The sequence below is a fragment of the Achromobacter piechaudii NBRC 102461 genome (genome assembly GCF_001571245.1).
GTDB classification, from domain to species: domain Bacteria; phylum Pseudomonadota; class Gammaproteobacteria; order Burkholderiales; family Burkholderiaceae_B; genus Achromobacter; species Achromobacter piechaudii.
Genome location: NZ_BCTK01000007.1, coordinates 281,338 through 306,567 on the forward strand (window position 1 = coordinate 281,338; position 25,230 = coordinate 306,567).

The following is a 25,230-nucleotide window of genomic DNA, read 5'->3' on the forward strand; positions in this document are numbered from 1 at the left end:
TATGCGTACTTGGATGTGTCTGATTTGCGGCTGGGTCTATGACGAAGAGGCCGGCCTGCCCGACGAAGGTATCGCGCCCGGCACCCGCTGGGAAGACGTGCCGCCGAACTGGGTCTGTCCCGAATGCGGCGCCCGCAAAGAGGACTTCGAATTGATGGAAATCTGAAGCCTACCCGCTGACCCATTCCGCCAGGGCTCGTAAGATGGGGCATCGCCCCATCCCACGCAACCGAAGACGGTTTGCCGACAGGCAAGATGGCCACGCTGGCGTGCGCCACGTCATCGGTTCTTTCAGACTACCCAAAGGGGTTGCCATGACGGAAAAACATCACGAATCCGCCGCGTCGCAGGCGGCCAACTTTGCCAACCAGTTCCTGATCGCCATGCCCGGCATGGTCGAGGGCAGCCTGGCGGGCTCGGTTATCTACGTGTGCGAACACACCGAGCGCGGCGCGCTGGGCCTGGTCATCAACCGGCCCACCGACCTGACGCTGGGCACCTTGTTCGAACGCATCGAATTGACGCTTGAGATCGGCCCCGTCAAAGACACGCTGGTCTACTTTGGCGGCCCCGTCCAGACCGACCGGGGTTTCGTGCTGCACGCGCCTGCGGGCGACTACAGTTCCAGCATCAAGATGGGCGCAATGGCGCTGACCACTTCGCGCGATGTGCTGCAAGCCGTGGCCGATGGCAACGGCCCGGCGCGCATGCTGGTCACGCTGGGTTACGCCGGCTGGGGCGCCGGACAGCTGGAAAGCGAAATGGGCCAGAACGCGTGGCTCAACGTCGGCGCCGACGACCACATCATCTTCGACGTACCCGCCGAAGATCGCTACCCCGCGGCGCTCAAGCTGCTGGGCATCGATCCGGTCATGCTGGCGGGCGATGCGGGCCATGCCTGAAGAAACACTGCTAGGGTTCGACTTCGGCGAAAAAAAGATCGGCATCGCCATCGGCAACACCCTGACGCGTCAGGCGCGCCCGCTGGAAATCATCTTCAGTGAAATCCGCGACGCGCGCTTCGGCCGCATCGCGGCGCTGTTGCAGGAATGGCAACCGCACCGCGTGGTGGTGGGCCTGGCGCTGGATGCCGACGGTGGCGAACAAGCCGCCACGGCGCGCTGCCGGCGCTTCGCCAACCAGCTGCACGGCCGTTTCGGCATCGCCGTCGAACTCGTCGACGAGCGCGGTTCCAGTATGGAAGCGCAGCGCCTGCTGGGCACGCACGCGGCCGACGACGCCATGGCCGCGGCGGTCATCCTGCAACGATATCTCGATACCTTGCCGGCGCCGTAATGCGCGCGGGCGGGCTGATTCCATGCTCAATCCGCAACTTGATCGCCGTGGCGAACTGATTCATCTGCTGACCACGGAAGGGCTGCCCAAGCGCCACGTCGAGCGCCTGCTCGATGCGGCCCGCGCCTGCGCCACCGCCGATACGCTGGCGGACACGTCGGCCCTGTCCGATCCGCTTCCTCCTGCCGATCCCTGCCCCGTCTTTCTGGCGCTGGGCGATGACCTTGCCGACCGCGACGCCTACGCGGCCTGCGCCACGCGCCTGTCGCTGCTGCCGGTGGTGCTGGACGCGCAAGCCGTCGATCCGCTGGCCGGCGATCCCCTGGCCCAGACCGTGGCCGCCCTTCAACCCGGCGTACTGGTGCTGCGGCACGCGGCCAGCGGCGCGGCGCATTGCGCGGCCGCGCATGCCGCGCCGGGATTGCGCGTCATCAACGCGGGCGATGGTTGGCATGCCGACCCGTTACCCGCGCTGGCGCTGGTGCTGGCAATGCTGAACGCCAGGCAGGACCTGACCAACCTGGCCGTGACGCTGGTGGGCGACGTCCGCCATTCCCGCGTGGCGCGCTCGGTCATCCACGCCATGACCACGCTGGGCGTGCCCGAAGTGCGCGTGGTCGCCCCGCGCACCTTGCTGCCCGAGGGCCTGCCGCAGCTGGGCGTGCGCGAATGCGAAAGCCTTGGCGCAGGCCTGCAAGACGCCGATGTCATCATCGTCCTGCCCCTGCGGGTCGAGCAGATCAGCGGCGCGCTGCTGCCCTCCGCGCGTGAATATGCGCACGCCCATGGGCTGTCGGCCGCGACCCTCGCCGCCGCCAAACCGGACGCGTTGCTGCTGCCCGCCGGCGCATTGACGCCGGGCGTGGAAGTCGACGCCGATCTGGCCGCCAGCCTGCCGCCCATACAGGCGCAACTGGCCGATCTTGAACAACACCTGCGCCTGGCCGCGCTACGCGTGCTGGCGGGAGCCGCGCCATGAGGCTGCATATCGCCAACGGCCGTTTGATCGACCCCGCGAATGCGGTGGACGGCCTGCATGATCTTTACCTTGCCGATGGCCAAGTCGTGGCGACGGGCGTAGCGCCCGACGGCTTTCACGCCGACCGCGTGCTGGATGCGCGAGGCCTGGCGGTGCTGCCCGGCCTGGTCGACTTGTCGGCCCGCGTTGCGCAGCCCGGCCACGCCACCGGTCTGGCGTTCGCGCCCGCCGAATTGCGCGCGGCCTTGGCTGGCGGCGTGACGCGGCTGGTGCTGCCGCCCGATGCCGAGGCCGTGCCTGACGAACCGGGCAAGGTCGATACGCTGATGCGCCAGCGCGAAGCCGGCCAGCCCCGCATCCATCCGCTGGGCGCGATGACGGTGGGACTGGCGGGCCAGACGCTGACCGAAATGGGCCTGCTCGCGCAGGCGGGTTGCCTGGCGTTTGCCCAAGGCGAACACGGCATCGCGGACACGCGCGTGCTGTGGGGCGCCATGCGCTACGCCAGCGGCCTGGGCCACACGCTCTGGTTGCGCCCGCACGACCCCTGGCTCGCACCGCGCGCGGTCGCCGCCAGCGGCGCGTATGCCGAACGGCTCGGGCTGGAAGGGCTGCCGCCGCAAGCCGAAACGGTGGCGCTGAATACGATTTTCGAACTGCAACGCGCCACCGGCGCGCGCGTGCACCTGACGCGGTTGTCCACGGCGGCGGGGCTGGCGCTGTTGCGCGCAGCCAGGCGCGAGGGCCTGGCGGTCACGGCGGACGTGTCGGTTCACCATCTGCACCTGACCGATGTAGATATCGGTTTCTTCGACACCCACTACCACCTGCAACCGCCGCTGCGCGGCCAGCGCGACCGCGACGCCATCCAGGCGGCGCTGGCGGACGGGCTGATCCAGGCGCTGTGCTCGGACCATACGCCGGTCGATGACCTGGGCAAGGCCGCGCCATTTCCGGCATCTACCCCCGGTGCGACCGCGCTGGAACTGCTGCTGTCGCTGAGCTTGAAATGGGCGCGGGACCAGCGCGTGCCGCTGGCCGATGCGCTGGCGCGCGTCACGTCCGGCCCCGGCGCCTTGTTGAGCAGCCTGTCCGGCAACGCGGCGCAGGCCGGCCAGCTGGGCGTGGGCGCGCCCGCCGATGCCTGCCTGGTAGATCTGGACGCCGAATGGCTGGTCGCGCCCACGGCGCTGCAAAGCCGCAGCCCTCACACCCCGTTCGCAGGTATGATGCTGCCCGGTCGGGTACGCGCCACCGTGGTCGGTGGCGAACTGGCCTGGGAGACTTCAGTTTGAAGCTGCTGCGCTTTGTCCTAAGGCTGGCCCTGGTGCTGCCCTTGATCGTCTTTGGCCTGTTTTGCGTAGGCGTCGTCTATCCCTTCATCCGCCCCGCCGCGCGGGCCTGGCTGAATCGGACATGGTCGCGGGCGCTGATGGCGGCCTGTGGCCTGAAGGTCGTCTTCAAGGGCGATCCGCGCATGACAGGGCCGGTGCTGCTGGTGGCCAACCATGTGTCCTGGATCGATATCTTCGTCCTGAATTCCGCGCGTCCCACCTCGTTCGTCGCCAAGAGCGAAATCCGCAAATGGCCGGTGATCGGCTGGCTGGTGGCGGGCGCGGGCACGCTGTTCATCGAACGTGGCCAACGGCACGCGGTGCACGCGATGGGCGAAGCCATGCAAGCCCGCTTCAAGCTGGGCGATGCGGTGGGCCTGTTCCCCGAGGGCACCACGACCGAAGGCTTTGAGCTGCTGCCCTTTCACGCCAGCCTGTTCGAACCCGCGCGTTCGGCCGCCGTCGAAATCCAGCCAGTCGCGCTGCGCTTCCTGCGGCACGGCAAGCGCGATGGATTTGCCGCCTTCGTCGGCGACGAAAGCCTGGTGGCCAATCTTTGGCGCGTGCTGGGCGCGACGGGGCTGTCGGTGGAAGTCGTGTTCCTGCCGGTGCTGCCGGCCCGGCATCCGGATGGCAGCCTGCCGACGCGGCTTGAGCTGTCGCATCAAGCCCGCAACGAGATCCTGAGCGTGCTGTAAGGCGCGTTGTCAGACGCGCTTGCCGGCGTTCAAAACCCGCCGGAAAACTCGCAGCAGCTCTCCGCCAGTTCCGCCACGCTTTCGCAAAACGCCACGTCCGCATCGCGCCGGAACATCGCGCTATAGACCGATTGCGGCGGCGCGGTGCTGGTGCGGGCGATCACCAGCTGCTTCTTGCTGACCATGTCCGCGAAGTAATCGCGGGGCAGGCAACTCACGCCAAACCCCGCTGCCGTCAGCCCCGCCATCGCAATCAAGCTGTTGATCGTGAAGATATTGCTGTCCGGCGTGTGCGGGCGCAGCCAGCCGTCATAGATCATGTTCAGTCCCGACTCGCGGCTTTGCCGCAGCAGCGGCAGGCGCGCGATGTCGGCGGGCGTGTAGACGCGGCTGGCGTCGATCATGTCGGGGCTGCCCATCCACGCAAACTCCAATCGCTGCAAGGCTACGACCTGCAAGTTGGGTTCCGCGAATTCGCCATGCAGGAACGCCATGTCCAGTTGCCCCGCCTGCAAGCGCTTGAGCAGGTCCGCGCCCAGGTCGATGTGCGGCTCCAGCGTGATGCGGGGATAGTGCGCGCGCAGCAGGCGTATCAGCGCGGGCAGCCAGGTCATCGCCGTGATCTCGGTAATGCCGAAGCGGAACGTGCCGGTCAGCGTGTGCTGGCCCTTGAGCCGCACCAGCAGGCGGTCGCGATGGCCCAGCATCTCTTCGGCCAGCGCATAGACTTCATGCCCGCGCGCGGTCAGTTCGGCCCGATGGCCCGAGCGGTCGAACAGGGCCACATCGAAGTCCGCCTCCAGTTCCTGGATGCGCTTGGTGATGGCGGATTGCGTGGTGTGCAGCTTCTGCGCCGACGCGGAAAACGTGCCCAGCCGCACGGTCCAGTACAGCGCTTCGATCTGCTTGAACGTCAGCATGCCAAGCGTCCGCGCGTGTGGATGTCCATTCCTAAATTTCCCCTAGGGCTAACCCTTATATTCCAAAAAGAGATCAAGCTCGTGGAAATTTAATCCCTTTTTCTGCAAACGAAAAGCTCGCAACATGCCATCTGATTCCACCCCAGACCGACCAGCGGCTTGATGAATCCAGACGCGCTGGCGGCTTCCGATAGAGGACGTTGCAGATCGTCATGGCCCAAATTCTTACCGGCGCACGCCAATTGCCGGCTTCCCCCGTTGCTCCCGCCGCCATCCTTCAAGCCCTGGCCGGCATCGTCACGCCGCACCTGAGCGACAACCTCGCGCGCCTCGAAGGCATCTCGGGCCTGCGCCGCTACAACGGCAGCGGCAAGCTGGTCGGCACCGCGCTGACCGTCAAGACGCGCCCCGGCGACAACTTGATGATCTACAAGGCCATGATGCAGATCCAGCCCGGCCATGTGCTGGTGGTGGATGCGGGCGGCGACCTGTCCAACGCCGTGCTCGGCGAAATCATGAAGCGCTATTTGCAGGTGCATGGCTGCGCCGGCGTGGTGGTCGATGGCGCGATCCGCGACGTGGCCGCCTTCGAGGCCGACAGCTTTCCCTGCTATGCACGCGGCCACATCCATCGCGGCCCCTACAAAGATGGCCCGGGCGAAGTCAACGTGCCCGTCTCGATCGGCGGGCAGGTCATTCAACCCGGCGACATTCTGGTGGGCGACGAAGATGGTCTTGTCAGCTTCCCGGCGTCCGACGCGCAAATGCTGATCGAAGCCGCTCACGCCCACGCCGCCAAGGAAGAACGCATCATGGCCGAGATCGCCAACGGCGATAAGACGCAAAGCTGGATGCAGGCCGCGTTTGCCGCCAAGGGGCTGGCATGAACGCCGCCGACACCGCCTTCCTGGCCGATCGCGCACGGGCCATCAAGCCCTCGCCCAGCATGGCCGCCAAGACGCGCGTGGACCAGCTGCGCGCGCAAGGCCGCGACATCGTCGACTTCACCGTCGGCGAACCCGACCTGCCCACGCCCGCGCACATCGTGCAGGCCGGCATCGACGCGCTCAACAGCGGCGACATCCGCTACACGGCCTCGGTGGGCGCCAAGCCGCTGCTGCAAGCCGTGCGCGCCAAGTTCCAACGCGAGAACGGTCTGGACTACGCGCTGGACGAGCTCATCGTGGGCGTGGGCGCCAAGCAGCTGATCTTCACCGCGCTGGCCGCCACCGTGCAGGCCGGCGACGAAGTCATCATTCCCGCGCCGTACTGGGTGTCGTACCCGGACATGGTGCTGGTCAACGATGGCACGCCCGTGGTGCTTGCGTGCCCGGAGGCCGACGGCTTCAAGCTCACCGCCAAGGTGCTGGAAGACGCCATCACGCCGCGCACCAAGTGGCTGCTGCTGAACACACCCAGCAATCCCACGGGCGCGATGTACAGCGCCGCCGAGCTGCAAGCGCTGGCCGAGGTCCTGGCGCGTCATCCGCACGTGTGGCTGATGACCGATGAAATCTACGAACATCTTGCCTACGGCGACGCGCGCCACGCATCGCCCGCCGCCGTGGCGCCGGCGCTGGCGGGCCGCACGCTGACTATCAACGGCGTGTCCAAGGCCTATGCCATGACCGGCTGGCGCCTGGGCTACGCGGGCGGTCCCAAGCCGCTCATCCGCGCCATGGCCACGCTGATCTCGCAAAGCACCAGCTGCGTCAGCGCCATCAGCCAGGCCGCCGCTTGCGTGGCCTTGTCCGCCGACCAGCGCTGCGTCAGCGATGCCGCCGCCATCTTCCATGCGCGCCGCGACCGTATCGTCACCTTGCTGAACGACGTGCCGGGCATCCGCTGCCCGCAGCCGCAGGGCGCGTTCTATGTGTACCCGTCGGTCGAAGGCCTGTTGGGCAAGCGCACGCCGGCCGGCCGTGTGTTGGACAGCGACCTGGATGTCGTGATGTACCTGTTGGACGACGCCGGCGTTGCGGTGCTGGACGGCGCGGCCTATGGCCTGTCGCCCTATTTGCGACTGAGCTTCGCCACGTCGATGGAGAACATCGAAGAAGGATGCCGCCGCATTGCCCAGGCCTGCGCCGCCTTGCGCTGACCACCGCTTTTTGTGCTGCTGTACCCATACCTATATTCAAGGGGAATTTCCATGAAGACCACCATCGCCAGCTTCATCGCCGCCGTCGGCGTCGCCGCCACGCTCGCGCCCGCCGCGCATGCGGATACCGTGCAGGACATCAAGGCGCGCGGCAAATTCATCTGCGGCACGATGGGCACCGCCGAGCCCTTCAGCTTCCAGGACCCCAAGACCCGCGCCATCGTGGGCTATGAAGTCGACATGTGCCAGGCCGTGGCCGACAGCCTGGGCGTGCCGCTGGAGCTGAAGCTGATCGCCGTCGAGGCGCGCATTCCCGAGCTGATCGCCGGCCGCGTCGACGTCGTGGCCGCCAACCTGGGCTGGAGCCCGGAACGCGCGCAGCAGATCGATTACTCGCATCAACACTTCGTCAGCCTGCAAAAAATCCTGGCGCGCGAATCCGAGAAAGACCTCAAGGCGCCCGCTGATCTGGCCGGCAAGCGCATCAGCGCCGTGCGCGGATCCTCGTCCGAGCAGGGCGCGCGCAAGAATATTCCGAACGTGGAACCGGTGACGTTCAAGGATCCCAGCGGCGCGTTCCTGGCTTTGCAGCAAGGCAAGGTCAGCGGCTTTGTCGGCTCGGAGCTGATGCTGGTCAAGCTTCAGCATCAGGCCGCCAGCAGCGCGGTGCCCGTCAAGATCCTGCAACCCGCGCTGTTCGTGGAACCGTGGGGCATGGGCGTGCGCAAGGGCGATACCGCGATGCTGAACCAGGTGAACAAGGTGCTGGACGGCATGGAAGCGTCCGGCCAGGCCACCAAGGTGTTCGACAAGTGGTTCGGCACGGGCACGCAGTTCAACATGAAGCGCGACTTCCGCATCGAAGCCATCAAGGGTTGACGCGCGCCACGCGCTGGAGCCTGTCTCGATGCATTACGTCTTCGACTTCAACGCCATCTTCCAGGGCGAGTATCCGAGCTGGCTGTTCAGGGGGTTCGTCACCACCCTGGCGCTGGCCGGGCTGGCCTGGGTGCTGGCGTTCTGCGTGGGCAGCCTGCTGGCGGTCATCCGCCTGACGGGCTCGCCCGTGGCCAACGCGGTGATCGCCACCTACGTGGCGTTTCACCGCAACGTACCCATGCTGGTGCACATTCTTTTCTGGTACTTCGGCGTGCCGGCGCTGCTGCCGCAGGCGGCAAGCGATTGGCTCAACAGCCATGGCAGCGAATTCATCATGTCGTGCATCGCCATCTCGCTGGTGATGTCGGCGTACATCTGCGAAGACCTGCGCAGCGCCGTGCGCGGCATCCCGCCGGGGCAGGTCGAGGCCGCGCGAGCGCTGGGCCTGGGTTTTTTGCGGACCATGCGCTGCGTGGTGCTGCCGCAGGCGTTCCGCATCGCCATCCCGCCGCTGCTGAACCAGACGCTGCTGCTGTTGAAGAACACGAGCCTGGCGATGGCGATCGGCGTGACCGAACTCACCGCAGCCGGGCGCGAGATCGAGAACTACACGTTCCGCACGTTCGAAGCCTATGCGGTGGTGACGGTGATCTATCTCGTGCTGTCGTTCCTCATCATGGGTGGCGGCGCGATCTTGCAACGACGTTATCGTCCGCTGGGGGCGCGCTGACATGTGGGACATTCTGAAAGACAACTGGCTGCTGCTGTTGATCGGGCAGTATCCGCACGGCCCGGTGGGCGGCCTGGTCGCCACGCTGGGTCTCGCGGCGATCAGCCTGGCCTTGGCGCTGCCCTGCGGCGTGCTGCTGGCGCTGGGGCGGATCAGCCCCTACCGGATCTTCTATTGGCCGTCTTCGGCGGTGGTCTATCTGGTGCGCGGGCTGCCGCTGCTGATGTTCATTTTCTGGGCGTACTTTTTCGTGCCGCTCATCATCGGCCGGCCCGTGGCGGGCACGACCACGATGGTGGTGGCGCTGGTCTGCTACGAAAGCGCCTACCTGGCCGAGATCATCCGCGCGGGCATCCAGGCGCTGCCGCCGGGCCAGCAAGAGGCCAGCCGCGCGTTGGGCCTGTCATACATGCAGACGATGCGGCGCGTGATCCTGCCGCAGGCGCTCTACAACATGCTGCCCAGCATGTTGAGCCAGTTCGTGTCGACGGTGAAGGAAACGTCCCTTGCCTACGTCATCAGCGTGCAGGAACTGACTTACGCCGCCAACCAGATCAACAGCGTGCTGCTGACCAAGCCGTTCCAGGTGTTCGGCTTGCTGGCTTTGACCTATTTCATCCTGAATTTTGGCCTGAGTTCATTGGTGCATCTGACCGAGCGACGTATCGGCAGACGGCGCGCCGGGCTCGCGGCCGCTCCTAAAGTGGTGCCGACATGATCCGATTTTCACAAGTGCAGAAGTGGTATGGCGACTACCAGGCGCTGGCCGACGTGACCGAAGAGGTGCGGCAGGGCGAGGTGGTCGTGGTGTGCGGGCCGTCGGGGTCGGGAAAGTCCACCCTGATCCGCACGATCAACCGGCTGGAACCCATACAGAAGGGGCTGATCGAGGTGAACGGCCAGGACATCTACGGCCCGAAGGTGCACCTGGATCAGCTGCGCAGCCACATCGGTTTTGTGTTCCAGCAGTTCAACCTGTTCCCGCACTTGTCGGTGCTGGAAAACCTGATGCTGGCGCCGCTGCAACTGAAGCGGGCGCGCCGCCCCGAAGCGCTCGAACGCGCGCAGCAACTGCTTGAACGCGTGGGGCTGGCGCACAAGGCCGACGCCTATCCGGCGCAGCTGTCGGGCGGTCAGCAGCAACGCGTGGCGATTGCGCGCGCGTTGGCGATGAATCCGCCCGTGATGCTGTTCGATGAGCCGACCAGCGCGCTCGACCCCGAGATGGTGGGCGAGGTGCTTGCCGTCATGAAGGGGCTGGCCAAGGACGGGATGACGATGGTGTGCGTCACGCACGAAATGGGGTTTGCGCGGGAAGTGGCGGATCGCGTGTGGTTCATGGATGCGGGCCGCATCGTGGAAACCGGCACGCCGGACGCGTTTTTCAGCCGGCCGGCGACGGCGCGAGCGCAGAAATTCCTGGCTGAAATCCGCCACTGAGCGGCGGGCGGTATTGCAGGAAGGACCCGCGCGCGCTTTATTCCGACAGCGGGTTCTGGAACTGCGAGCACTTGACCTGCACCAGCTTGCGATCTTGCAGGCGCAATGCGGTCAGCGCGCCGCCCCAGACGCAGCCCGTGTCCAGGCAGATCACGTCGGGGCGCTGCAACAGGCCCAGCGTGGACCAGTGGCCGAACACCGTGGTGATGTTGCGCGTGGCGCGGTTGGGCACGTCGAACCAGGGCACCAGGCCGGGAGGCCAGGCGCCGGGGGCGACCTTGGTGGCAAATTCCATGTGGCCGTTCGGCGTGCACAGACGGATGCGCGTCAGCGCATTGATGATGACCCGCATCCGTTTGCCGCCCTTGTGGTCTTCCTTCCACGTGGCCGGTTCGTTGCCGTACATCTTTTGCAGCGCCTTCTGCCAGTTCGGGCCGCGCAGGGCGTCCTGGACTTCGCCTGCCAGCGAGAGCGTCTTGGCGACGTCCCATTTGGCCAGCGTGCCGGCGTGCACCAGCAGGTGGCCCTGTTCGAAATGCGCCAGCGGCCGAAAGCGCAGCCAGTTGATGAGGTCGGCGGCGTCGGGGGCGCGCAGGATTTCGTCCAGCGTGTCCGACTTGGACGGCTTGCGCACGCCAGCGGCGGCGGCCAGCAGGTGCAGGTCATGGTTGCCCAGCACCGAGGTCGCGCGGTCGCCCAGGTCGATGATGCGACGCAGGGTTTCCAGAGATTGCGGACCACGGTTGACCAGGTCGCCCGCGAACCAGAAGCGCGTGCGGGGATCTCCGACCAGGTCGGGATGGGCCAGCAAGCGATCCAGCGGCGAGCAGCATCCCTGCACGTCGCCGATCATCCAGATACTGCCGTTCATGCGGGACTCTTGCTCCAGGGCCAGCGTTGTTGGACCACGCGCGTGATGGTGTGGCGGTATTCCATGTAGCTCATCGCGCCCAGCGCCAGCGCCATGGCCCCGATGTTCGGGCCCAGCGCCGTCAGCCACGACGGCCATTTGCCCAGCATGCCGACGTTAAGCGCCAGCTGGTTGAGCATGAAGAAACCCACGCCAAGCAGGATGCCGATGAACACCTTGGCGCCCACGCCGCCACGGCGCGTCTGCATCAGGCCGATGGGCGCGGCGATGGTGATCATCACCAGCAGCGTGAAGGGATACGCCAGTTTGCGCCACAGCGCCACCACCTGTCGACCGTATTGCAGCTGGTTGTCGCGCAGATATTCCACGTAGTCCAGCAGGGTGACGATGGACATGCGTTCGGGCGTCAGCACCCGGGCCAGCAGGCGTTCGGCGCTGAGTGTCGTGTCGACAGTGCGCTCGGGCACCTTCACGACGGAGGCGGGCGGGTTCTTGGGCTGGCGCGCGTTGGCCAGCGCGTCGGCCGCGTCGTTGTCCAGGCGCGTTTCGGACACGTCCTTGAGCACCAGGTCGCCGTGCGAAAACAGGCCGGTGGGGGCAGTGGACAGCACGGTCAGCGTCTGGTCTTTCTTGAATTCGTACAGCGTGATGCCGGCCACCTGGCCGTCGCCCTTGAGTTCAGCGATGTTGATGATGCGCATGCCGCCGTTGGCGGTGGGTTCCTTGAACCAGTAACCGCTTTTCAGGCGATCCCCGCCGGCCTTGCCGCGAAACATCAGGTTGGCTTCGCCGCTTTTGATCTCGGCCCAGGGCGTGACGTATTCGGACAGCAGCGCCGCGCCGATCATCAGCGGGATGGTGACGACCCACAGCATGCGCAACAGCCGCATGCCGCTGACGCCCGAGACGCGCAGGATGACCAGCTCGTTGCGCTGCGCCAACCCGGCCAGCGCCAGGATCGCGCCGATCAGCAGGCCGATGGGCAGCAGGTCGTACAAGCGGGTGGGGATGGCCAGCGCCTGCATGTAGAGCAGGGCCATCATGGAGAACTTGTCGCCCACGTTGTCCAGGTCGTCTACCAGTGCGAAGAATGTGAAAAGGCCGAGCAGGGCCATAAGGACCACTGCACAAGAGCGATAGATTTCGCGGGCCAGGTAGCGACGGGCGGTACGCATGAAAATGAGGGGAAGCGCTAAACGTGAAAGCTTAACAAATCCCACCGGTGAGGGTGAAATCTGCGGGAGCGGGGCGGCCGGTTCGGGGTGTCAGACGGTGTCAGGGGATGTCAACCATCTGCATCCGGCGAGTCAGCACGCCGACGCGGGAGTTCAGGTAATTCGAATTGCGCCGGGTGTCATAGAAGCGCGGGTTGGGCAGCATGGCGGCCAGCCGGGCGGACTGGCTGGCGCTCAGGTTGGCGGCCGAGGTATTGAAATAGTGCTGGGCGGCCGCTTGCGCGCCGAACACGCCGACCCCCCATTCCGCCACGTTCAGATACAGCTCAAGAATCCGTTCCTTGCTCATGACGTGTTCGATCATGTAGGCAAGCACAAGCTCCTGGCCCTTGCGGATGTAACTGCGTGAGCTGGACAGGAACAGGTTCTTGGCCAGTTGCTGCGTAATGGTGGAGCCGCCGCGCATCTTGCTGCGGCCGGCCTCTTCCTGGCGCTGGTTGTATTCCCACGCCTTGCGGATGGCGTCCCATTCGACGCCGTCGTGTTCGGTGAACTTGGAATCTTCGGAGGCCACGACGGCGCGCTTGAGGTTGCGGCTGATCTTGTCGTAGGGCGCCCACTCGTATTTCAGCTGAAAGTCGGGGTTGCCTTCGCGCAGGCGCGAGCGTTCTTCGCGCATGATGGCGCTGCTGCCGGGGTCGCGGTAGTTGTACCAGACCACCTGCGAGAACAGCCAGAACTGGTACAGCAGCACGGCGCACACCAGCGCCATCACCACGCCGGTCGTGATCCGGAACCAGGATCGGCCCTGCTTGCGCGTCGCCATGCCGCTCAGTGTCCGGCTGCCAGGGCCTCGCGCAGCGCGGCCAGCACGGGCGCCGGGTCCGGGCGCACCCCATGCCAGATCAGAAAGCTCTCGGCCGCCTGGCCCACCAGCATGCCCAGGCCGTCGGCCGTCAGTGCGGCGCCGTCGGCCTCGGCCTGCTTCATGAAGGCGGTGGGCTTGGCGCCGTACATCATGTCGTAGGCGGCGGCCCCTGGGGCGTACAGACCGCGCGGCAGGTCCGGCGCCGCGTCTTGCAGGCCGCTGGCCGTGGCGTTGATGACCAGGTTCCAGCCCTGGGGCAGCGCGGCGTCGGCCAGGCCGCCCGCCGTGACCACCGTTTCGGGTGACACGCCGGTTTCGCGCCAGGCGTCGGCCAGTTCCAGCGCCTTGGACGCGGTGCGGTTCACGATGTGGATGCGCGCGCAGCCGGCTTGCGCCAGCGGTTGCATCACGCCGCGCGCCGCGCCGCCCGCGCCCACCAGCAGCACGTTGGCGCCGGCCAGCCGCAAGCCCAGGCGGATCAGGTCGGACACCAGGCCCACGCCATCGGTATTGCAGCCGTGCCAGGCCCCGTCACGCCAGCTCAAGGTGTTGACCGCGCCGGCCAGCCGGGCGCGGGCAGAGAGATGGTCCGCCGCCAGTGCGTAGGCGTCCCGCTTGAAAGGCACCGTGACATTCAAGCCCACCCCACCGCCTGCGACAAACGCCGCCACCGCGTCGGCAAAGCCGTCAACCGGCGCCAGCAGGCGCTCGTAGCGCAGCGGCTTGCCGGTCTGTTCGGAAAACATGGCGTGGATCTGGGGCGAGCGGCTGTGCGCGACGGGATTGCCGATGACGGCGTAGCGGGCAAGAGGGGTCGCCTCGGTCATGGGGCTTGGGTTTCCAGGGTGTCGTTGACGAAATGCCAGGTGCGGGTGATGACCAGCACGTCCGTATCGCGGGCGATATCGGGCGGGAAGGGGGGGAAGGGCGCGGCCAGCTGGACGATGCGGCGGGCGGCCTGGTTCAGCACGGCGTGGGGCGAGGGTTGGTCGATCTCCACGTTGGCGATGCTGCCGTCCGCGCGCACCGACACGGTGATGCGCAGCGATCCGTAGATGCGTCCGCGCGCTTCCTCGGGATAGTGCTGCGTGCCGACGGTTTCAATGCGGGCGCGCCATGCGTCCAGGTAGGCGGCGTAGCGCGAGGCTTCGGCCGAAGGGGCCACGAACTGCTTGCGCGGTTCATTGCTGTATTGCTGGACCCTGGCGGCCAGCGCGGCCACCTGGGAGTTCTGGATGACGCTGGCCTGGTCTTCGGCGTCCTGGCCGAGGTCGGCGCCGTCGGGCCAGGGGTTGACGGCCTGGCGTTCGGTGCCGGCCTTCTGCGCCGAGCGCAATTGGGTCATCAGGCGGGTCTGTTCGGCTTCCAGCTGCACCTGGCGGCGGCGCATCGCTTCCAGCACGATGGTCTCGGCGGCCGCGCCGGTCTGGGGCAGCGGCGTGGTGGTCATGCCGCGGTCGGCGTTGCCCCCGCCTGTCATCTGGTTCTGTGCCTGGGCCCGGGGCGCTTCGGGCGGCGTTTCGCTGCGGGCGTTCAGCAGCACCACTTCCAGGCTGGTGACGGGCGGCCGGGTAAGCGCGGGCACGCCGAAGCGCCACGCCAGGGCGCCGGCGTGCACCAACAGCGATATTGCAATGCCGATGCGCAGGTAGTGCTGGGCGGGAGCGCCCAGCCACCGCATATAACGGCCTAGCGGGGAGGAGGAATCAGGGCGTTGCACGGTCGCATTGTAAGGCGAGTCCGCGTCGCCCGGACAGGCCGGCCAACGGCTTGTAACAGCTGTCGGACGGCACGACGTCCAAGCCGGGTGGGCGGCGCCAAGCGGCCGCCGCACCCGAGCCTGGCGCGGACCGGTCAGGCCTGTTTGCGCGGGAACACCCAGACCTTGCTGGCGGGCAGCGCCAGGCGGCTGGGGCCCGGCTCGCGGCCTTCGGGGCCGTAGGCGCGCAGCGCCAGCGTGTTGGCGGGATCCGCGTCCGGGGTGCGGAACAGATATTCCCAACGGTCGCCCAGATACATGCTGGTCAAGAGCGGCATGTCGATGTGGTTGCCATCGGGGTCGTCGGCCAGGCGGACCTGCTCGACGCGGATCACGGCGGTCCCGTCCTGGCCGGCGGCCACGCCTTCGCCCGCCTTGCCCCACAACGCCCAGCCGCGGCCTTCGATGCGGGCGCGGCCGTCGCGCACTTCGGTGACCTTGCCTTCCAGGCGGTTGTTGCTGCCCATGAATTCCGCCGTGAACAGCGTGGAGGGCGAGCCGTACATTTCCTGCGGCGTGCCCTGCTGTTCGATCTTGCCGTTGTTCAGCAGCAGGATGCGGTCGGAAATGGCCATGGCTTCGCTCTGGTCATGCGTCACCATCAGGGCCGACAGCCCCAGGCGGATGATCAGTTCGCGCAGGAAGGCGCGGGCTTCCTCGCGCAGCTTGGCGTCCAGGTTGGACAGCGGTTCGTCCAGCAGGATGACGGGCGGGCTGTAGACCAGCGCCCGGCCGATCGCCACGCGTTGCTGCTGCCCGCCCGACAAGGCGTGCGGATGGCGCTGCCCCAGCTTGCCCAGGCCCAGCTGATCCAGCACGGCCTGCACGCGTTCGCGCACTTCGGCCGACGGCACCTTGCGCAGCTTGAGCGGGTAGGCCACGTTTTCAAACACGGTCTTGTGCGGCCACAGCGCGTAGGACTGGAACACCAGGCCCAGGTTGCGCTCTTCGGCGGGAATCTCTTTACGCGCGCCGCCGTCATAGACGATGCGGTCGCCGATGGTGATGCGGCCGCGCTTGGGGCCTTCCAGCCCGGCCACGGCGCGCAGCAGCGTCGTCTTGCCGCTGCCGGACGGTCCCAGCAGCGATACCACTTCGCCCTGGCGCAATTGCATCGACACGCCCTTGAGCACCGGGTTGTCGCCGTAGTCCAGGTGCAGGTCTTCTACAGAAAGCTCAATCATGAAGTTTGACTCCGAATCGCAGGGCGATGCCCAGGCCGATCACGACCAGAACGATATTGATGAAGGAAAGCGCGGCCACGATGTCGATGGCGCCCGAGGCCCACAACGACACCAGCATGGAACCGATGGTTTCCGTGCCGGGGGACAGCAGATAGACGCCGGTGGAGTATTCGCGCTCGAAGATCAGGAACATCAGCAGCCAGGAACCGATCAGGCCGTACTTGGCCAGCGGCACCGTGACGTGGCGCGTGACCTGGCCACGGCGCGCGCCGGCGCTGCGGGCGGCCTCTTCCAGTTCGGGGCCCACTTGCAGCAGCGTCGAAGAGATCAGGCGCAGGCCGTAGGCCATCCACACCACCGTGTACGCCAGCCACACGCTGAAGATGGTGCTGCGCATGGCGCGCAGCCATTCGATGAAGTTCTCGCGCAGCCATTCGGCGAACGGCAGCGCCGACAGCCAGCCGTGCTCGTCCACGTCCAGGGCGTTGTCCAGCCACATCGGCACGAACAGGAACACCCACAGGAAGGCCAGGCCGGCCAGCAGGCCGGGCACGGCGCGCGGCACCAGCACGCTGTAATCCATGAAGCGCGTCACGTTGTCGGGCTTGCGATGCATCGCCAGGCCCACGAACATGTAGCACATCACCGCCAGCGCGCCGCCGAACACGCCGATGGCCACCGAGTTCACGATCGCGCGGATCAGGTTCGGTTGCGCGAAGACGGTACGGAAGGCATCCAGCGACAGCACGTCGAACAGCGACACGCCCATGCCCCAGTTGGACACGAACGCGCGCAGCAGCACGCCCAGCAGCGGCACCACGATGGTCACCACCAGCCAGAACGCCACGACCGCGCCCGCCACCCAGCGCCACTTGCCCAGCGGCAGCGGCCGCGCGCGCGAGGCCTTGCCCTTGACGGTGACAAAGCGGTTCGCGGTGCGCATCAGGCGGCGTTGCAGCATCACCAGCGGGATCGTCATGCAGATCAGCACGACCGCCACGGCGGCCATCAGGTGATACGAAGGAATGCCCAGCTTGTTGGTCAGTTTGTACAGGTAGGTGGCCAGCACCAGGTTGCCTTCCGGATCGCCCAGCACCAGCACCAGGCCGAAGACTTCCAGGCCCAGGAAGAACAGCAGCACGGTCGCGTACAGCATGGCCGGGCGCACCATCGGCAGGCTGACCGACACCATCACGCGCAGCGGCGAGGCGCCGGCCACGCGGGCGGCTTCTTCGACGTCGGACCCCATGCTGCGCAGCGCGGACGAGATGTACAGGTACGCGTGCGGCACGTGCGTCAGGCCGGCGATGATGACGATGCTGGTCAGCGAATAGACGTTCCAGGGCACGAAGCCCAGAATGTTCTGCGCCCAGATCGAGAAGAAACCCACCGGGCCCGCTGCCACGACGTAGCCGAAGCCCAGCACCATGGGCGACACGAACACCGGCACCAGGATCAGCGGTTCGATCCAGCGGCGGCCGGGCAGGTCGGTGCGGATCATCAGGAAGGCCAGCATGCCGCCCAGCGGAATGGCGATGATGGCCAGCCCGAAGGCCAGGATGAATCCGCTTTTCAGCGCCTTGTAGAAATCGGGATCCGCGAAGATGAAGCGGAAGGCGTCCAGGCTGAAGACCTTGGACGGGGCAAAGAAAGGCGCGGAGAGAAAGCTCTGGACGATGATGAACGACAGCGGCACGTAGATGGCCAGGGCTGTGATCAGCACCACCACGCCGCGCGGCAGGGACTGCCATTTTCTGCGCAATGACTGCATGGGGAAATCCTGTTGTCGAGAATGACGCGATGGTCGCGCCGCCCGGAGTGGGGCAGGCCCGCCCGGGGGCGGTCAGGCGGACGGCAGGCTGCCGTCCGCTACGCGTTCGGGAGACCGGGGCGGGCGCGCCGCGCCCCGGTCCCGCGCGGCCTTACTTGCCGGCCGCGGCGCGCCAGTCCTTGATGAACTGAAGGCGCTTGTTCTGCTCCAGATAGTCCAGCAGCGTTTCGTTGACCGGAATCGGCTTGAGCGAGGCGCCCAGCTTCTTGGTCATGCCGTCCACGTCGTTGTCGCCTTCGATGTCATCGCGCACCGAAGCCAGGTCGGCCTGGTTGGCCATGATTTCCTGGCCCTTCTGCGACAGCAGGTAATCCATCCACAGCTTGGCGGCGTTGCGGTTCTTGGCCTTTTTGCTGATGAACGCCACGCGCGAGAGCACCAGCGCGTAGTCGGTCGGGTAGGCCACGCCCAGCGACGGATCAGCCTTGGCGCGCGTTTCGGCATACGAACCCAGGATGTTGTAGCCGATCAGGTTTTCACCCGAGGACACGCGTTCCATCATGGTGCCCGTGGACGACTGCACGATCAGGCCGCCCTTGGCGATGTCCTTGAGCGTCTCGAAGTACTTCGGGTCGTTGGCCTTGTCCTGCACCGCCAGCATGAAGCCCACGGCCGACTTTTCGATGTCGTAGGTGGTGACCTTGTTCTTGAACTTGTCCGGCTGGCTGGCGATCAGCTTGGCCAGCGCGCCGTGCGTGGTCGGCACTTCGTTGGCGGGAATCAGGCGCTTGTTGTAGATGAACACGGCCGGTTCGTAGGTCGTGCCGTAGGCCGAATCCTTCCAGTTGGCCCAGCCCGGCAGCTTGCCCGCTTCGGGCGACTTGTATTGCAGCGCGTAGTCGGTGGCCAGCTTCAGGGCCGAGTCCATCGACGAGCTCCAGACGATGTCGCCGCTGCTGCCTCCCGCCGCCTGTTCGCTGATGTAGCGGTTGTAGAGCTCGGTGCTGTTCATGTCGTTGTATTCGACCTTGATGCCCGGATACAGCGCTTCGAAACCCTTGATGATGGGGCCGGCGGCTTTGGTGTCGGTGGTCGAATAGATGACGACCTTGCCTTCCTTCTTGGCGCCGTCCAGGACCTTTTGGTAGTCGGCCGGATAGCCGGCTGGTACGGCCTGCGCGAAGGCGCTACCGGTGGCGATGGCGAAAGCTGCGGCGCAGGCGGCCGCCAGTTGGGACTTGGCAAGCATGTGTTCGTCTCCGATTGGAATTGGTCTATAGCGGGATCTGGGTCCAGCCTGCGGCCATCTTAGGAGGCGGCGTCTGTCGTCGTCCTGTCATGGCGACAGGAAGCGGCTAGGGGTTATCCCCTGGCCTTAGCGCGACGTCGGCGTGTCGGTGACCAGGCGCACCCAGTTCTGCACGAAGCGCGAATGCCGCCGCTGGTCCAGGCCCACCAGCAGGGCGGGGCTGAGAACCACCGGCTGCACGATGCCTTGCGAGCGCGCCAGCACGGCCTCGGACGTCCAGCGCCCTGGCGTGTCTTCCATGATGGAACCCAGCGCCGCGTGGCTCGACGCGACCTGCTGACCGGCCGGCGACAGCAGCCAGTCCACCAGCGCGCGCGCCAGGTCGGGGCTGGGCGCGCGCCGCGAAATCAGCACCGAGCGCGCCAGCACCAGCACGTAGTCCTGCGGAAACACCACGCCGATCTTGCTGCCGGCCGCCTGGCGCGACAGCGCATACGAACCCAGGATGTTGTAGGCCAGGTCCAGTTCGTCGTTTTCGATCGCGTCCAGGATCTGGGCGCTGGTCGGCGACAGGCGCACGCCCACCTGGCCCATCGCGTTGGCCAGGCCCCAGAAGTTCGAGGACACCAGCTCGTCCTGTTCGGCCAGCAGATAGCCCAGGCTGCTGGCGGCGATATCGTAGGTGCCCACGCGTCCTTGCAAGCTGGCGCGCTCGCGCTCCAGCAGGCGCAGGATGTCCTGGCGCGAACGCGGCACGGTGGCCTCGGTGAAGCGCTTGGGGTTGTAGACGATCAGCGCGGGCTCGAACGTGAAGCCGTAGACCTCGTTGCGCCAGACCGCCCACGACGGCAGCTTGGCCGCGTAGGGCGACGAGTAGGCCTGCGCGTAGCCGTCGTTGGCCAGCCGGATCTGCAAGTCGGATGCCGAACTCATCAACACGTCGACCTGCGTCAGACGGCCGTCGATGGTGGCTTCGTAAAGGTCGCGGCTGCTGATCTCGCGATACACCACCGACACGTCGGGCCGCAGCGATTGAAAGCCCTGGATCAGCGGCGCGACCACGGGCGTGTCCGTGGGGCCGGCGATGACCAGCGTGCGCGATGTCGGTTGCGGCGCGGGATAGCGGGTGACGATCTCTTCCAGTGGCGCGGCCCGCGCGTCCTGCGGCACGGATGCGAAGAGCAGCATTGCCGTGCACGCCGCGCCCAGCCACGCCGCCAGATTGCGTCCGATCGGCTGCTGTTGCAGCGGCAGGATGACGCGCGCCGTCAGGCCGCCGCCCGGCCGGTCGTGCAGCCACAACGAGCCGCCATGCGCCACCGCGACCGAGCGCACGATGGCCAGCCCCAGCCCGGACCCCGGCTGGGATTCGCCGGCCCGTCCGCGCGTGAAGCGTTGCTGCACGGCTTCTTTTTCGTCATCGGAAATGCCGGGCCCGCGATCGGACACCGTCAGCGCCACTCGGAATCCCGCGACGGGCGTGGCCTGTATATCCACGGTGCCCTCCGGCGCATAGCGCAAGGCGTTGTCCACCAGGTTGCGCAGCATCTCGCGCAAGGCCACGCGGTCGCCGGCCAGCCGCGCGCGGCGTACTTCCGGCGCAATCTCGATGCGTAGCCGCTCGGCCTCCACCGGGCCGATACGCCGACGGGTTTCGTTGATGGTTTCGGCCACGCCGACGGATTCGGGTGGCCCCTTGCCCAGCCGGTGCGTGATGGTGGCGTCCATCAGCAGCTGGTTGATGAGCTGGCTGGCGTGCGTGGCGTTCAGATGGATGCGGCCGATGCGTTCGCGCAGCCGTTGGGGGTCGGTCTCGTCCAGCGCCACTTCGGCTTGCGCGCGCAGCGACGCCAGCGGCGTGCGGACTTGATGCGTGGCGTCGGCCACCAGCGTGTTCAAGGTGTCCATGATGATGGAAAGTCGTTGCATGAAGGCGTTCAGCGCTTCGACCAGGCTGCGCACTTCGCGCGGCACGGGCGTGGTCACGGGCGTCAGGTCCTCGGGGGCGCGGGTGCGCAGCTCGCGTTCCAGCACGGCCAGCGGCGCGAACGCCCGTTGCACGCCGAACCACAGCAGCCCCAGCGCCACCAGCGACACCACCAGCAGCGGCAAGACGCCGCGCCCGAGGATCTCCTGGGCCAGCTCCTCGCGCGAGCCCAAGGTCTCGGCGACCCGCACGGTGACCCAGCCCGCATGCTGGCTGGCCGACACCAGCCGCCCCACGGTGGCCACGCGCACGGGTTCGTCGTGATAGGTGACGTAGGCGAACACGGGCGTGGCCGCCTGCGCCAGCGGCAGGTTGGGCGCCAGATCGCCATAACCGGTGATGAGCCGGCCGTTCGAGGTGCGCGCTTCGTAGAACACCCGTTCGCCGCCCGACAGCATGGCCAGCGACGAGACGGGCGGCTCTACCGTGACGCCTTCGTCATCGATCTGCACCGAGCCGGCGATGGTCAGCGCCGAGGCCGCGAGCAAGCGGTCGAATGCCTGCTCGGCGGCGCGCTGCGCATAGTCGCGCAGGAAAAAAACCAGCCCGATCAGCGCGCAGGCCAGCAGCACCACGCCCAGCGTGAAGACGCGACGCCGGATCGAGGCGCTTTCAGGAATGCTCATGGCTGCGGGCCTGATAGCCTACGCCGCGCACGGTGACGATGTCGATCGAGGCGCCCGCCAGCTTCTTGCGCAGCCGCGAAATCAGCAGCTCCAGCGCGTTGAGCGAACCGTCGTCCAGGTCGAACAACTGGTTCATCAGCCGTTCCTTGGCCACGGTCTGGCCGATGCGGCCAACCAGGATTTCCAGCAGGCGGAATTCGCGCCTACCCAGCTCGACGGGCGCGCCCGCCAGCGTGACGCTGCGCCCGGCCAGATCCAGGCTCAGGTTGCCGTATGACGTGGTGCTGCTGGTCTGCCCGGCCGGCCGGCGCATCAGCGCGCGCAGGCGCGCTTCCAGCTCGCGCAGGTCGAAGGGCTTGACCAGGTAGTCGTCCGCGCCCAGATCCAGCATGTCGATCTTGTCTTCGATTTCGGCGCGCGCGGTCATGACCAGCACCGGCGCTTCCAGCCCGGCGGCGCGCAATTCGCGGATGACCGAGAAGCCATCCTTGCCGGGCAGGTTGATGTCCAGCACCAGCGCGTCCCAGGTTTCGTCCAGGCCCCAACGCAAGGCGGCGACGCCGTCGCGCACCCATTGCACGCTATGGCCGGCCGACCGCAGCTTGCTTTCCACCGCATCGCCCAGATCAAGGTTGTCCTCGACCAGCAAAATGCGCATGTCGCCTCTCCGTCTTGTTATGGTCCTCTGCGCGCGCTACCCATCTTGCGTGATGGTCGATAAGTAGCGCGCGGCAGGGACGTTTTTTTATGCTGATTGTTGCCGCGCTGGAGCCATGCTACGTGCTTGCCGGCTCGGGAGCCAGCTGCCCGACATAGCGGCAATCGAGTTCCAGCCCCAACTCGTCCATGCCCAGGATGTCGATTTCAACCGGCGTGCCGCGTTCCAGTTCCGGCATGCCGCCCACCCGCGTCACCAGCGGCGCATTGGCGAAGCGCACCAGGTCATCGCGCAACACGTGCGCCACCGTGCGGCTCACGCCATTCTGCTTCAACCAGCGCAGGCACCAGTAGCGCTCCATCGCGCTTTGGAATTCCGCCCACGCCGCGTACTGCGCATCGAACGCGCCGATGATGGCGAACAGGTCGGCATCACGCGGCTTGAACGGGGCCACCAGGCGCGCCGACACGCCATGCTCGACAGCGGCGATCAGTTGCCATTGGTTGACCAGGTCGACATAGCGGCGCAGCGGCGACGTGCTCCACGCGTACTGCGGCACGCCGATAGCTTCGTGCGGCAGCGCTTGCGTGCTCATGCGCACGCGGCCCGCCTGCTGCGAGCGATAGATGCCCGGCACGCCATGTTGGTGCAGCAAGCCGCCCCACAGGTTGTTGGCCAGAATCATGTATTCGGCCACCATCCGGTCCAGCGGCGCGTTGCGCTGGCGCGGCACCAGACGCACCGGCGTGTCCGGATCGTCGGGGTTGCCGTCCAGGTAGAAGCTGTATTCCACGCGCGAATTGTTTTCGGGCTTGCCGCGCACGTTCTCGCGTTGCGCCGACAGCGCCTGCGCCAGCTTCCACAGCGGACGCAGCCAATGGCCGTAAGGAATGTCGGCCGACGGGTCGGCCAGGCTGGCTTCGGTGACCTGCGAATCCAGCATGTTGTGGCGCAGGTTTTCGCGCACCACCACCCGTTCCAGGCGCGTGTCCGATTCGAAGATCTCGCCCGTTTCCGGGTCGGCCACCACATACAGCGACAGCACCGGCACTTCACGACCGGCGTCCAGCGAGAACGCCTTGATGACGTTGTCCGGCTGCATCGGGATCTTGTCGCCCGGCATGTAGACCGTGGACAAACGGGCGCGCGCCAGCTTGTCGAATTCGCTGTCGCGAGTGACGGTCAGGCCGGGAGCCGCGACGTGCACGCCCACGCGCAGGCGCCCGTCGGGCAGCGTCGTGACGGACAGCGCGTCGTCGATCTCGGTGGTGGTGACGTCGTCCACCGAATAGATTTCGGCGTCCGACAGCGGCAGCTCGCGGTCGATGGGCGGCAGTTCCAGTTCGGGAAATTCCAGCCCGCGCGGGAAATTGACGGCCAGGAAGCGGCGCTTGTGCAGGGCCAGCGCGTGCGGCCACGCGCCCAGTTCCAGCAGCAGGCGGTCGGGGCTTTTACCCAGCTTGGCGCAAGCGGCGTCCAGCGCCTTCCATTGCTGCGAATTCTTGTCCGGACGGATCAGCAGCGTTTCGGCGACCTGGGCGATGGGTTCGGGCAAGCGGCCAGCGGCCATCTCGTCCACCCATTCCTGTTGCTGCTCGGCTTGGCGCTGCTTCTTTTCCAGGGCGGCCAGTGCTGCGGCCAGGATATCCGGGGGGGCAGGGCGGTAGCGGCCCTTGCCACGGCGATGGAAGTACGCGGGCGCGCTATGCAGTCGCATCAGCAGCGCGGCGTGTTCGACCGGCGTGGGGGCGTGGCCGAAATAATCGGCGGCCAGCGCGGGCGTGTCGAATTCTTCCTGCGGCGCGCATTCCCACAGGAATTGCAGGTCCAGCTCTTCGGCAGCGGCGGCCGCCTGGCTCATCAGCGCAGCCGGCTCGGGCGACGCGAAGTTGAACAGGGTGTTGGCGCGCTTGATTTTGCTGCGCTTGCCCGATTCTGACTCCACCTGCAGGCTGGCGTCGGTTTCGGACAGGATGTTGCCGGCCTTGAAGCTGCCGTCATCTTCGTAAAACACATACATGGTGGGGATCTTCCTGGGCGGCGCGCACGCGTCGCCTTGCGCAGCTATATAGAGTGTTGATGACTGGTACTGATTATTGAGGGCTAACCGGCTTGTCGCCAAGGGCGAATTCAAGCACCTCGGGCATCCAACGGTCGAAATCGGACAAGCCGTGGTCGCTGCCTTGCACGATACGCTGCCGGCAGCCCGCGTAGCGATCGCGCATTTCACGCCAATCCAGGACCTCGTCGCCGGTGGCCGCCAGCAGGAAGTACCGGTCGGGATGGGTGATGCGAGGCACGTGGATGGCGGCCAGTTCGTCCACATATTCGGGCAGAAAGACGAACGGCGCGTCGGAATGATACATGTGGTGCTCGCCGACCTGGGTGGCCAGGTCGCGCGCGGCCTCGACGGCGGGGTTCAGCAGCACCGCCTTGCAATCCAGTTGCTCGGCCAGCCAGGTGGCGTAAAAACCGCCCAGCGACGAGCCGATGATGGTCAGCGCCCGGGGGCTATCCGCCCCTTGCAACTGACGCCGGGCGATGTCCATCGCCAGCGCGACAGCCTGCCGGGGGCTGGCGGGCAACTGCGGGCAGGCCCATTGGTCAGCCAGCCCGCGCCGGGACATTTCATCGGCCATCTGCCGTGCTTTGGTTGAACTGGGCGAGGAGCGAAAGCCGTGCAGGTAGAGAATCATTTCGTGCTC

25 protein-coding genes are annotated in these 25,230 nt (G+C 66.6%); 12 read left to right on the forward strand and 13 right to left on the reverse strand.

Translation table 11 applies throughout. The features are described from left to right. The first annotated feature begins 1 nt into the window (after position 1). From API01S_RS19035 to API01S_RS19060, 6 genes are all read left to right on the forward strand, one after another. Entirely contained in the window at positions 2 to 166 is a 165-nt protein-coding gene (locus tag API01S_RS19035; protein ID WP_003814980.1) for a rubredoxin, read from the forward strand. Positions 167 to 314: 148 nt separating this feature from the next. Then, entirely contained in the window at positions 315 to 902 is a 588-nt protein-coding gene (locus tag API01S_RS19040) for a YqgE/AlgH family protein (protein ID WP_006217244.1), read from the forward strand. Then, positions 895 to 1,296: a Holliday junction resolvase RuvX gene (gene ruvX / locus API01S_RS19045; RefSeq protein WP_039883821.1), complete on the forward strand. Its 402-nt coding sequence runs from the start codon at positions 895 to 897 to the stop codon at positions 1,294 to 1,296. The genes API01S_RS19040 and ruvX overlap by 8 nt, the downstream gene beginning before the upstream one ends. A 22-nt stretch (positions 1,297 to 1,318) precedes the next feature. Further along, positions 1,319 to 2,275, forward strand: coding sequence for an aspartate carbamoyltransferase (locus tag API01S_RS19050; protein ID WP_050730929.1), 957 nt, complete (start codon positions 1,319 to 1,321; stop codon positions 2,273 to 2,275). Beyond that, positions 2,272 to 3,570: a dihydroorotase gene (locus API01S_RS19055; protein ID WP_050730930.1), complete on the forward strand. Its 1,299-nt coding sequence runs from the start codon at positions 2,272 to 2,274 to the stop codon at positions 3,568 to 3,570. Before API01S_RS19050 ends, API01S_RS19055 begins: the two co-directional genes overlap by 4 nt. Then, entirely contained in the window at positions 3,567 to 4,307 is a 741-nt protein-coding gene (locus tag API01S_RS19060; RefSeq protein ID WP_039882711.1) for a lysophospholipid acyltransferase family protein, read from the forward strand. The genes API01S_RS19055 and API01S_RS19060 overlap by 4 nt, the downstream gene beginning before the upstream one ends. A gap of 29 nt (positions 4,308 to 4,336) precedes the next feature. Here API01S_RS19060 and API01S_RS19065 read toward each other — a convergent pair whose 3' ends face one another. Then, positions 4,337 to 5,227, reverse strand: coding sequence for a LysR family transcriptional regulator (locus API01S_RS19065; RefSeq protein ID WP_006217249.1), 891 nt, complete (start codon positions 5,225 to 5,227; stop codon positions 4,337 to 4,339). A gap of 212 nt (positions 5,228 to 5,439) precedes the next feature. Here API01S_RS19065 and API01S_RS19070 point away from each other — a divergent pair, with 212 nt between their 5' ends. Genes API01S_RS19070 through API01S_RS19095 form a run of 6 tightly spaced genes read left to right on the forward strand, consistent with a single transcriptional unit; the run spans position 5,440 to position 10,377 of the window. Further along, positions 5,440 to 6,114, forward strand: coding sequence for an RraA family protein (locus API01S_RS19070; RefSeq protein WP_050731005.1), 675 nt, complete (start codon positions 5,440 to 5,442; stop codon positions 6,112 to 6,114). Beyond that, positions 6,111 to 7,328, forward strand: coding sequence for an aminotransferase class I/II-fold pyridoxal phosphate-dependent enzyme (locus API01S_RS19075; protein ID WP_050730931.1), 1,218 nt, complete (start codon positions 6,111 to 6,113; stop codon positions 7,326 to 7,328). Before API01S_RS19070 ends, API01S_RS19075 begins: the two co-directional genes overlap by 4 nt. A 51-nt stretch (positions 7,329 to 7,379) precedes the next feature. Next, positions 7,380 to 8,207 carry an ABC transporter substrate-binding protein gene (locus API01S_RS19080; RefSeq protein WP_006217253.1) on the forward strand — a complete coding sequence of 276 codons (828 nt, stop codon included), beginning with the start codon at positions 7,380 to 7,382 and terminating at the stop codon, positions 8,205 to 8,207. A gap of 28 nt (positions 8,208 to 8,235) precedes the next feature. Continuing rightward, a complete protein-coding gene (locus API01S_RS19085; RefSeq protein WP_006217254.1) occupies positions 8,236 to 8,937 on the forward strand; it encodes an amino acid ABC transporter permease in 702 nt (233 codons plus the stop codon). Position 8,938: 1 nt separating this feature from the next. Then, positions 8,939 to 9,655 carry an amino acid ABC transporter permease gene (locus API01S_RS19090; protein ID WP_006217255.1) on the forward strand — a complete coding sequence of 239 codons (717 nt, stop codon included), beginning with the start codon at positions 8,939 to 8,941 and terminating at the stop codon, positions 9,653 to 9,655. Continuing rightward, the gene (locus API01S_RS19095) at positions 9,652 to 10,377 is read left to right on the forward strand and encodes an amino acid ABC transporter ATP-binding protein (RefSeq protein WP_050730932.1); all 726 of its coding nucleotides are present in this window, start codon (positions 9,652 to 9,654) and stop codon (positions 10,375 to 10,377) included. The genes API01S_RS19090 and API01S_RS19095 overlap by 4 nt, the downstream gene beginning before the upstream one ends. 37 nt (positions 10,378 to 10,414) lie before the next feature. Here API01S_RS19095 and API01S_RS19100 read toward each other — a convergent pair whose 3' ends face one another. The 12 genes from API01S_RS19100 to API01S_RS19155 form a co-directional block, all read right to left on the reverse strand. Next, positions 10,415 to 11,248, reverse strand: coding sequence for a symmetrical bis(5'-nucleosyl)-tetraphosphatase (locus API01S_RS19100; RefSeq protein ID WP_006217257.1), 834 nt, complete (start codon positions 11,246 to 11,248; stop codon positions 10,415 to 10,417). Continuing rightward, the gene (gene lptG / locus API01S_RS19105) at positions 11,245 to 12,423 is read right to left on the reverse strand and encodes an LPS export ABC transporter permease LptG (protein ID WP_050730933.1); all 1,179 of its coding nucleotides are present in this window, start codon (positions 12,421 to 12,423) and stop codon (positions 11,245 to 11,247) included. Before lptG ends, API01S_RS19100 begins: the two co-directional genes overlap by 4 nt. 100 nt (positions 12,424 to 12,523) lie before the next feature. Next, entirely contained in the window at positions 12,524 to 13,249 is a 726-nt protein-coding gene (mtgA, locus tag API01S_RS19110; protein WP_006217259.1) for a monofunctional biosynthetic peptidoglycan transglycosylase, read from the reverse strand. Positions 13,250 to 13,254: 5 nt separating this feature from the next. Next, positions 13,255 to 14,118 (reverse strand): shikimate dehydrogenase, encoded by an 864-nt coding sequence (gene aroE / locus API01S_RS19115; protein WP_050730934.1) that lies wholly within the window; start codon positions 14,116 to 14,118, stop codon positions 13,255 to 13,257. Beyond that, complete coding sequence (locus API01S_RS19120; RefSeq protein ID WP_006217261.1) at positions 14,115 to 14,972, reverse strand: TonB family protein; 858 nt, start codon at positions 14,970 to 14,972, stop codon at positions 14,115 to 14,117. Before API01S_RS19120 ends, aroE begins: the two co-directional genes overlap by 4 nt. A gap of 173 nt (positions 14,973 to 15,145) precedes the next feature. After that, entirely contained in the window at positions 15,146 to 16,234 is a 1,089-nt protein-coding gene (locus API01S_RS19125; RefSeq protein WP_050730935.1) for an ABC transporter ATP-binding protein, read from the reverse strand. Next, the gene (locus tag API01S_RS19130) at positions 16,227 to 18,005 is read right to left on the reverse strand and encodes an ABC transporter permease (RefSeq protein WP_006217263.1); all 1,779 of its coding nucleotides are present in this window, start codon (positions 18,003 to 18,005) and stop codon (positions 16,227 to 16,229) included. Before API01S_RS19130 ends, API01S_RS19125 begins: the two co-directional genes overlap by 8 nt. 151 nt (positions 18,006 to 18,156) lie before the next feature. Then, entirely contained in the window at positions 18,157 to 19,254 is a 1,098-nt protein-coding gene (locus tag API01S_RS19135; protein ID WP_050730936.1) for an ABC transporter substrate-binding protein, read from the reverse strand. A 126-nt stretch (positions 19,255 to 19,380) separates the two neighbouring features. Next, positions 19,381 to 21,867: a sensor histidine kinase gene (locus API01S_RS19140; RefSeq protein ID WP_050730937.1), complete on the reverse strand. Its 2,487-nt coding sequence runs from the start codon at positions 21,865 to 21,867 to the stop codon at positions 19,381 to 19,383. Next, a complete protein-coding gene (locus tag API01S_RS19145) occupies positions 21,854 to 22,525 on the reverse strand; it encodes a response regulator transcription factor (protein ID WP_006217267.1) in 672 nt (223 codons plus the stop codon). Before API01S_RS19145 ends, API01S_RS19140 begins: the two co-directional genes overlap by 14 nt. 118 nt (positions 22,526 to 22,643) lie before the next feature. Continuing rightward, positions 22,644 to 24,545 (reverse strand): ribonuclease catalytic domain-containing protein, encoded by a 1,902-nt coding sequence (locus API01S_RS19150; RefSeq protein ID WP_050730939.1) that lies wholly within the window; start codon positions 24,543 to 24,545, stop codon positions 22,644 to 22,646. 73 nt (positions 24,546 to 24,618) lie between these two features. Further along, a complete protein-coding gene (locus API01S_RS19155) occupies positions 24,619 to 25,221 on the reverse strand; it encodes a YqiA/YcfP family alpha/beta fold hydrolase (protein WP_050730940.1) in 603 nt (200 codons plus the stop codon). Between the last annotated feature and the right edge of the window lie 9 nt (positions 25,222 to 25,230).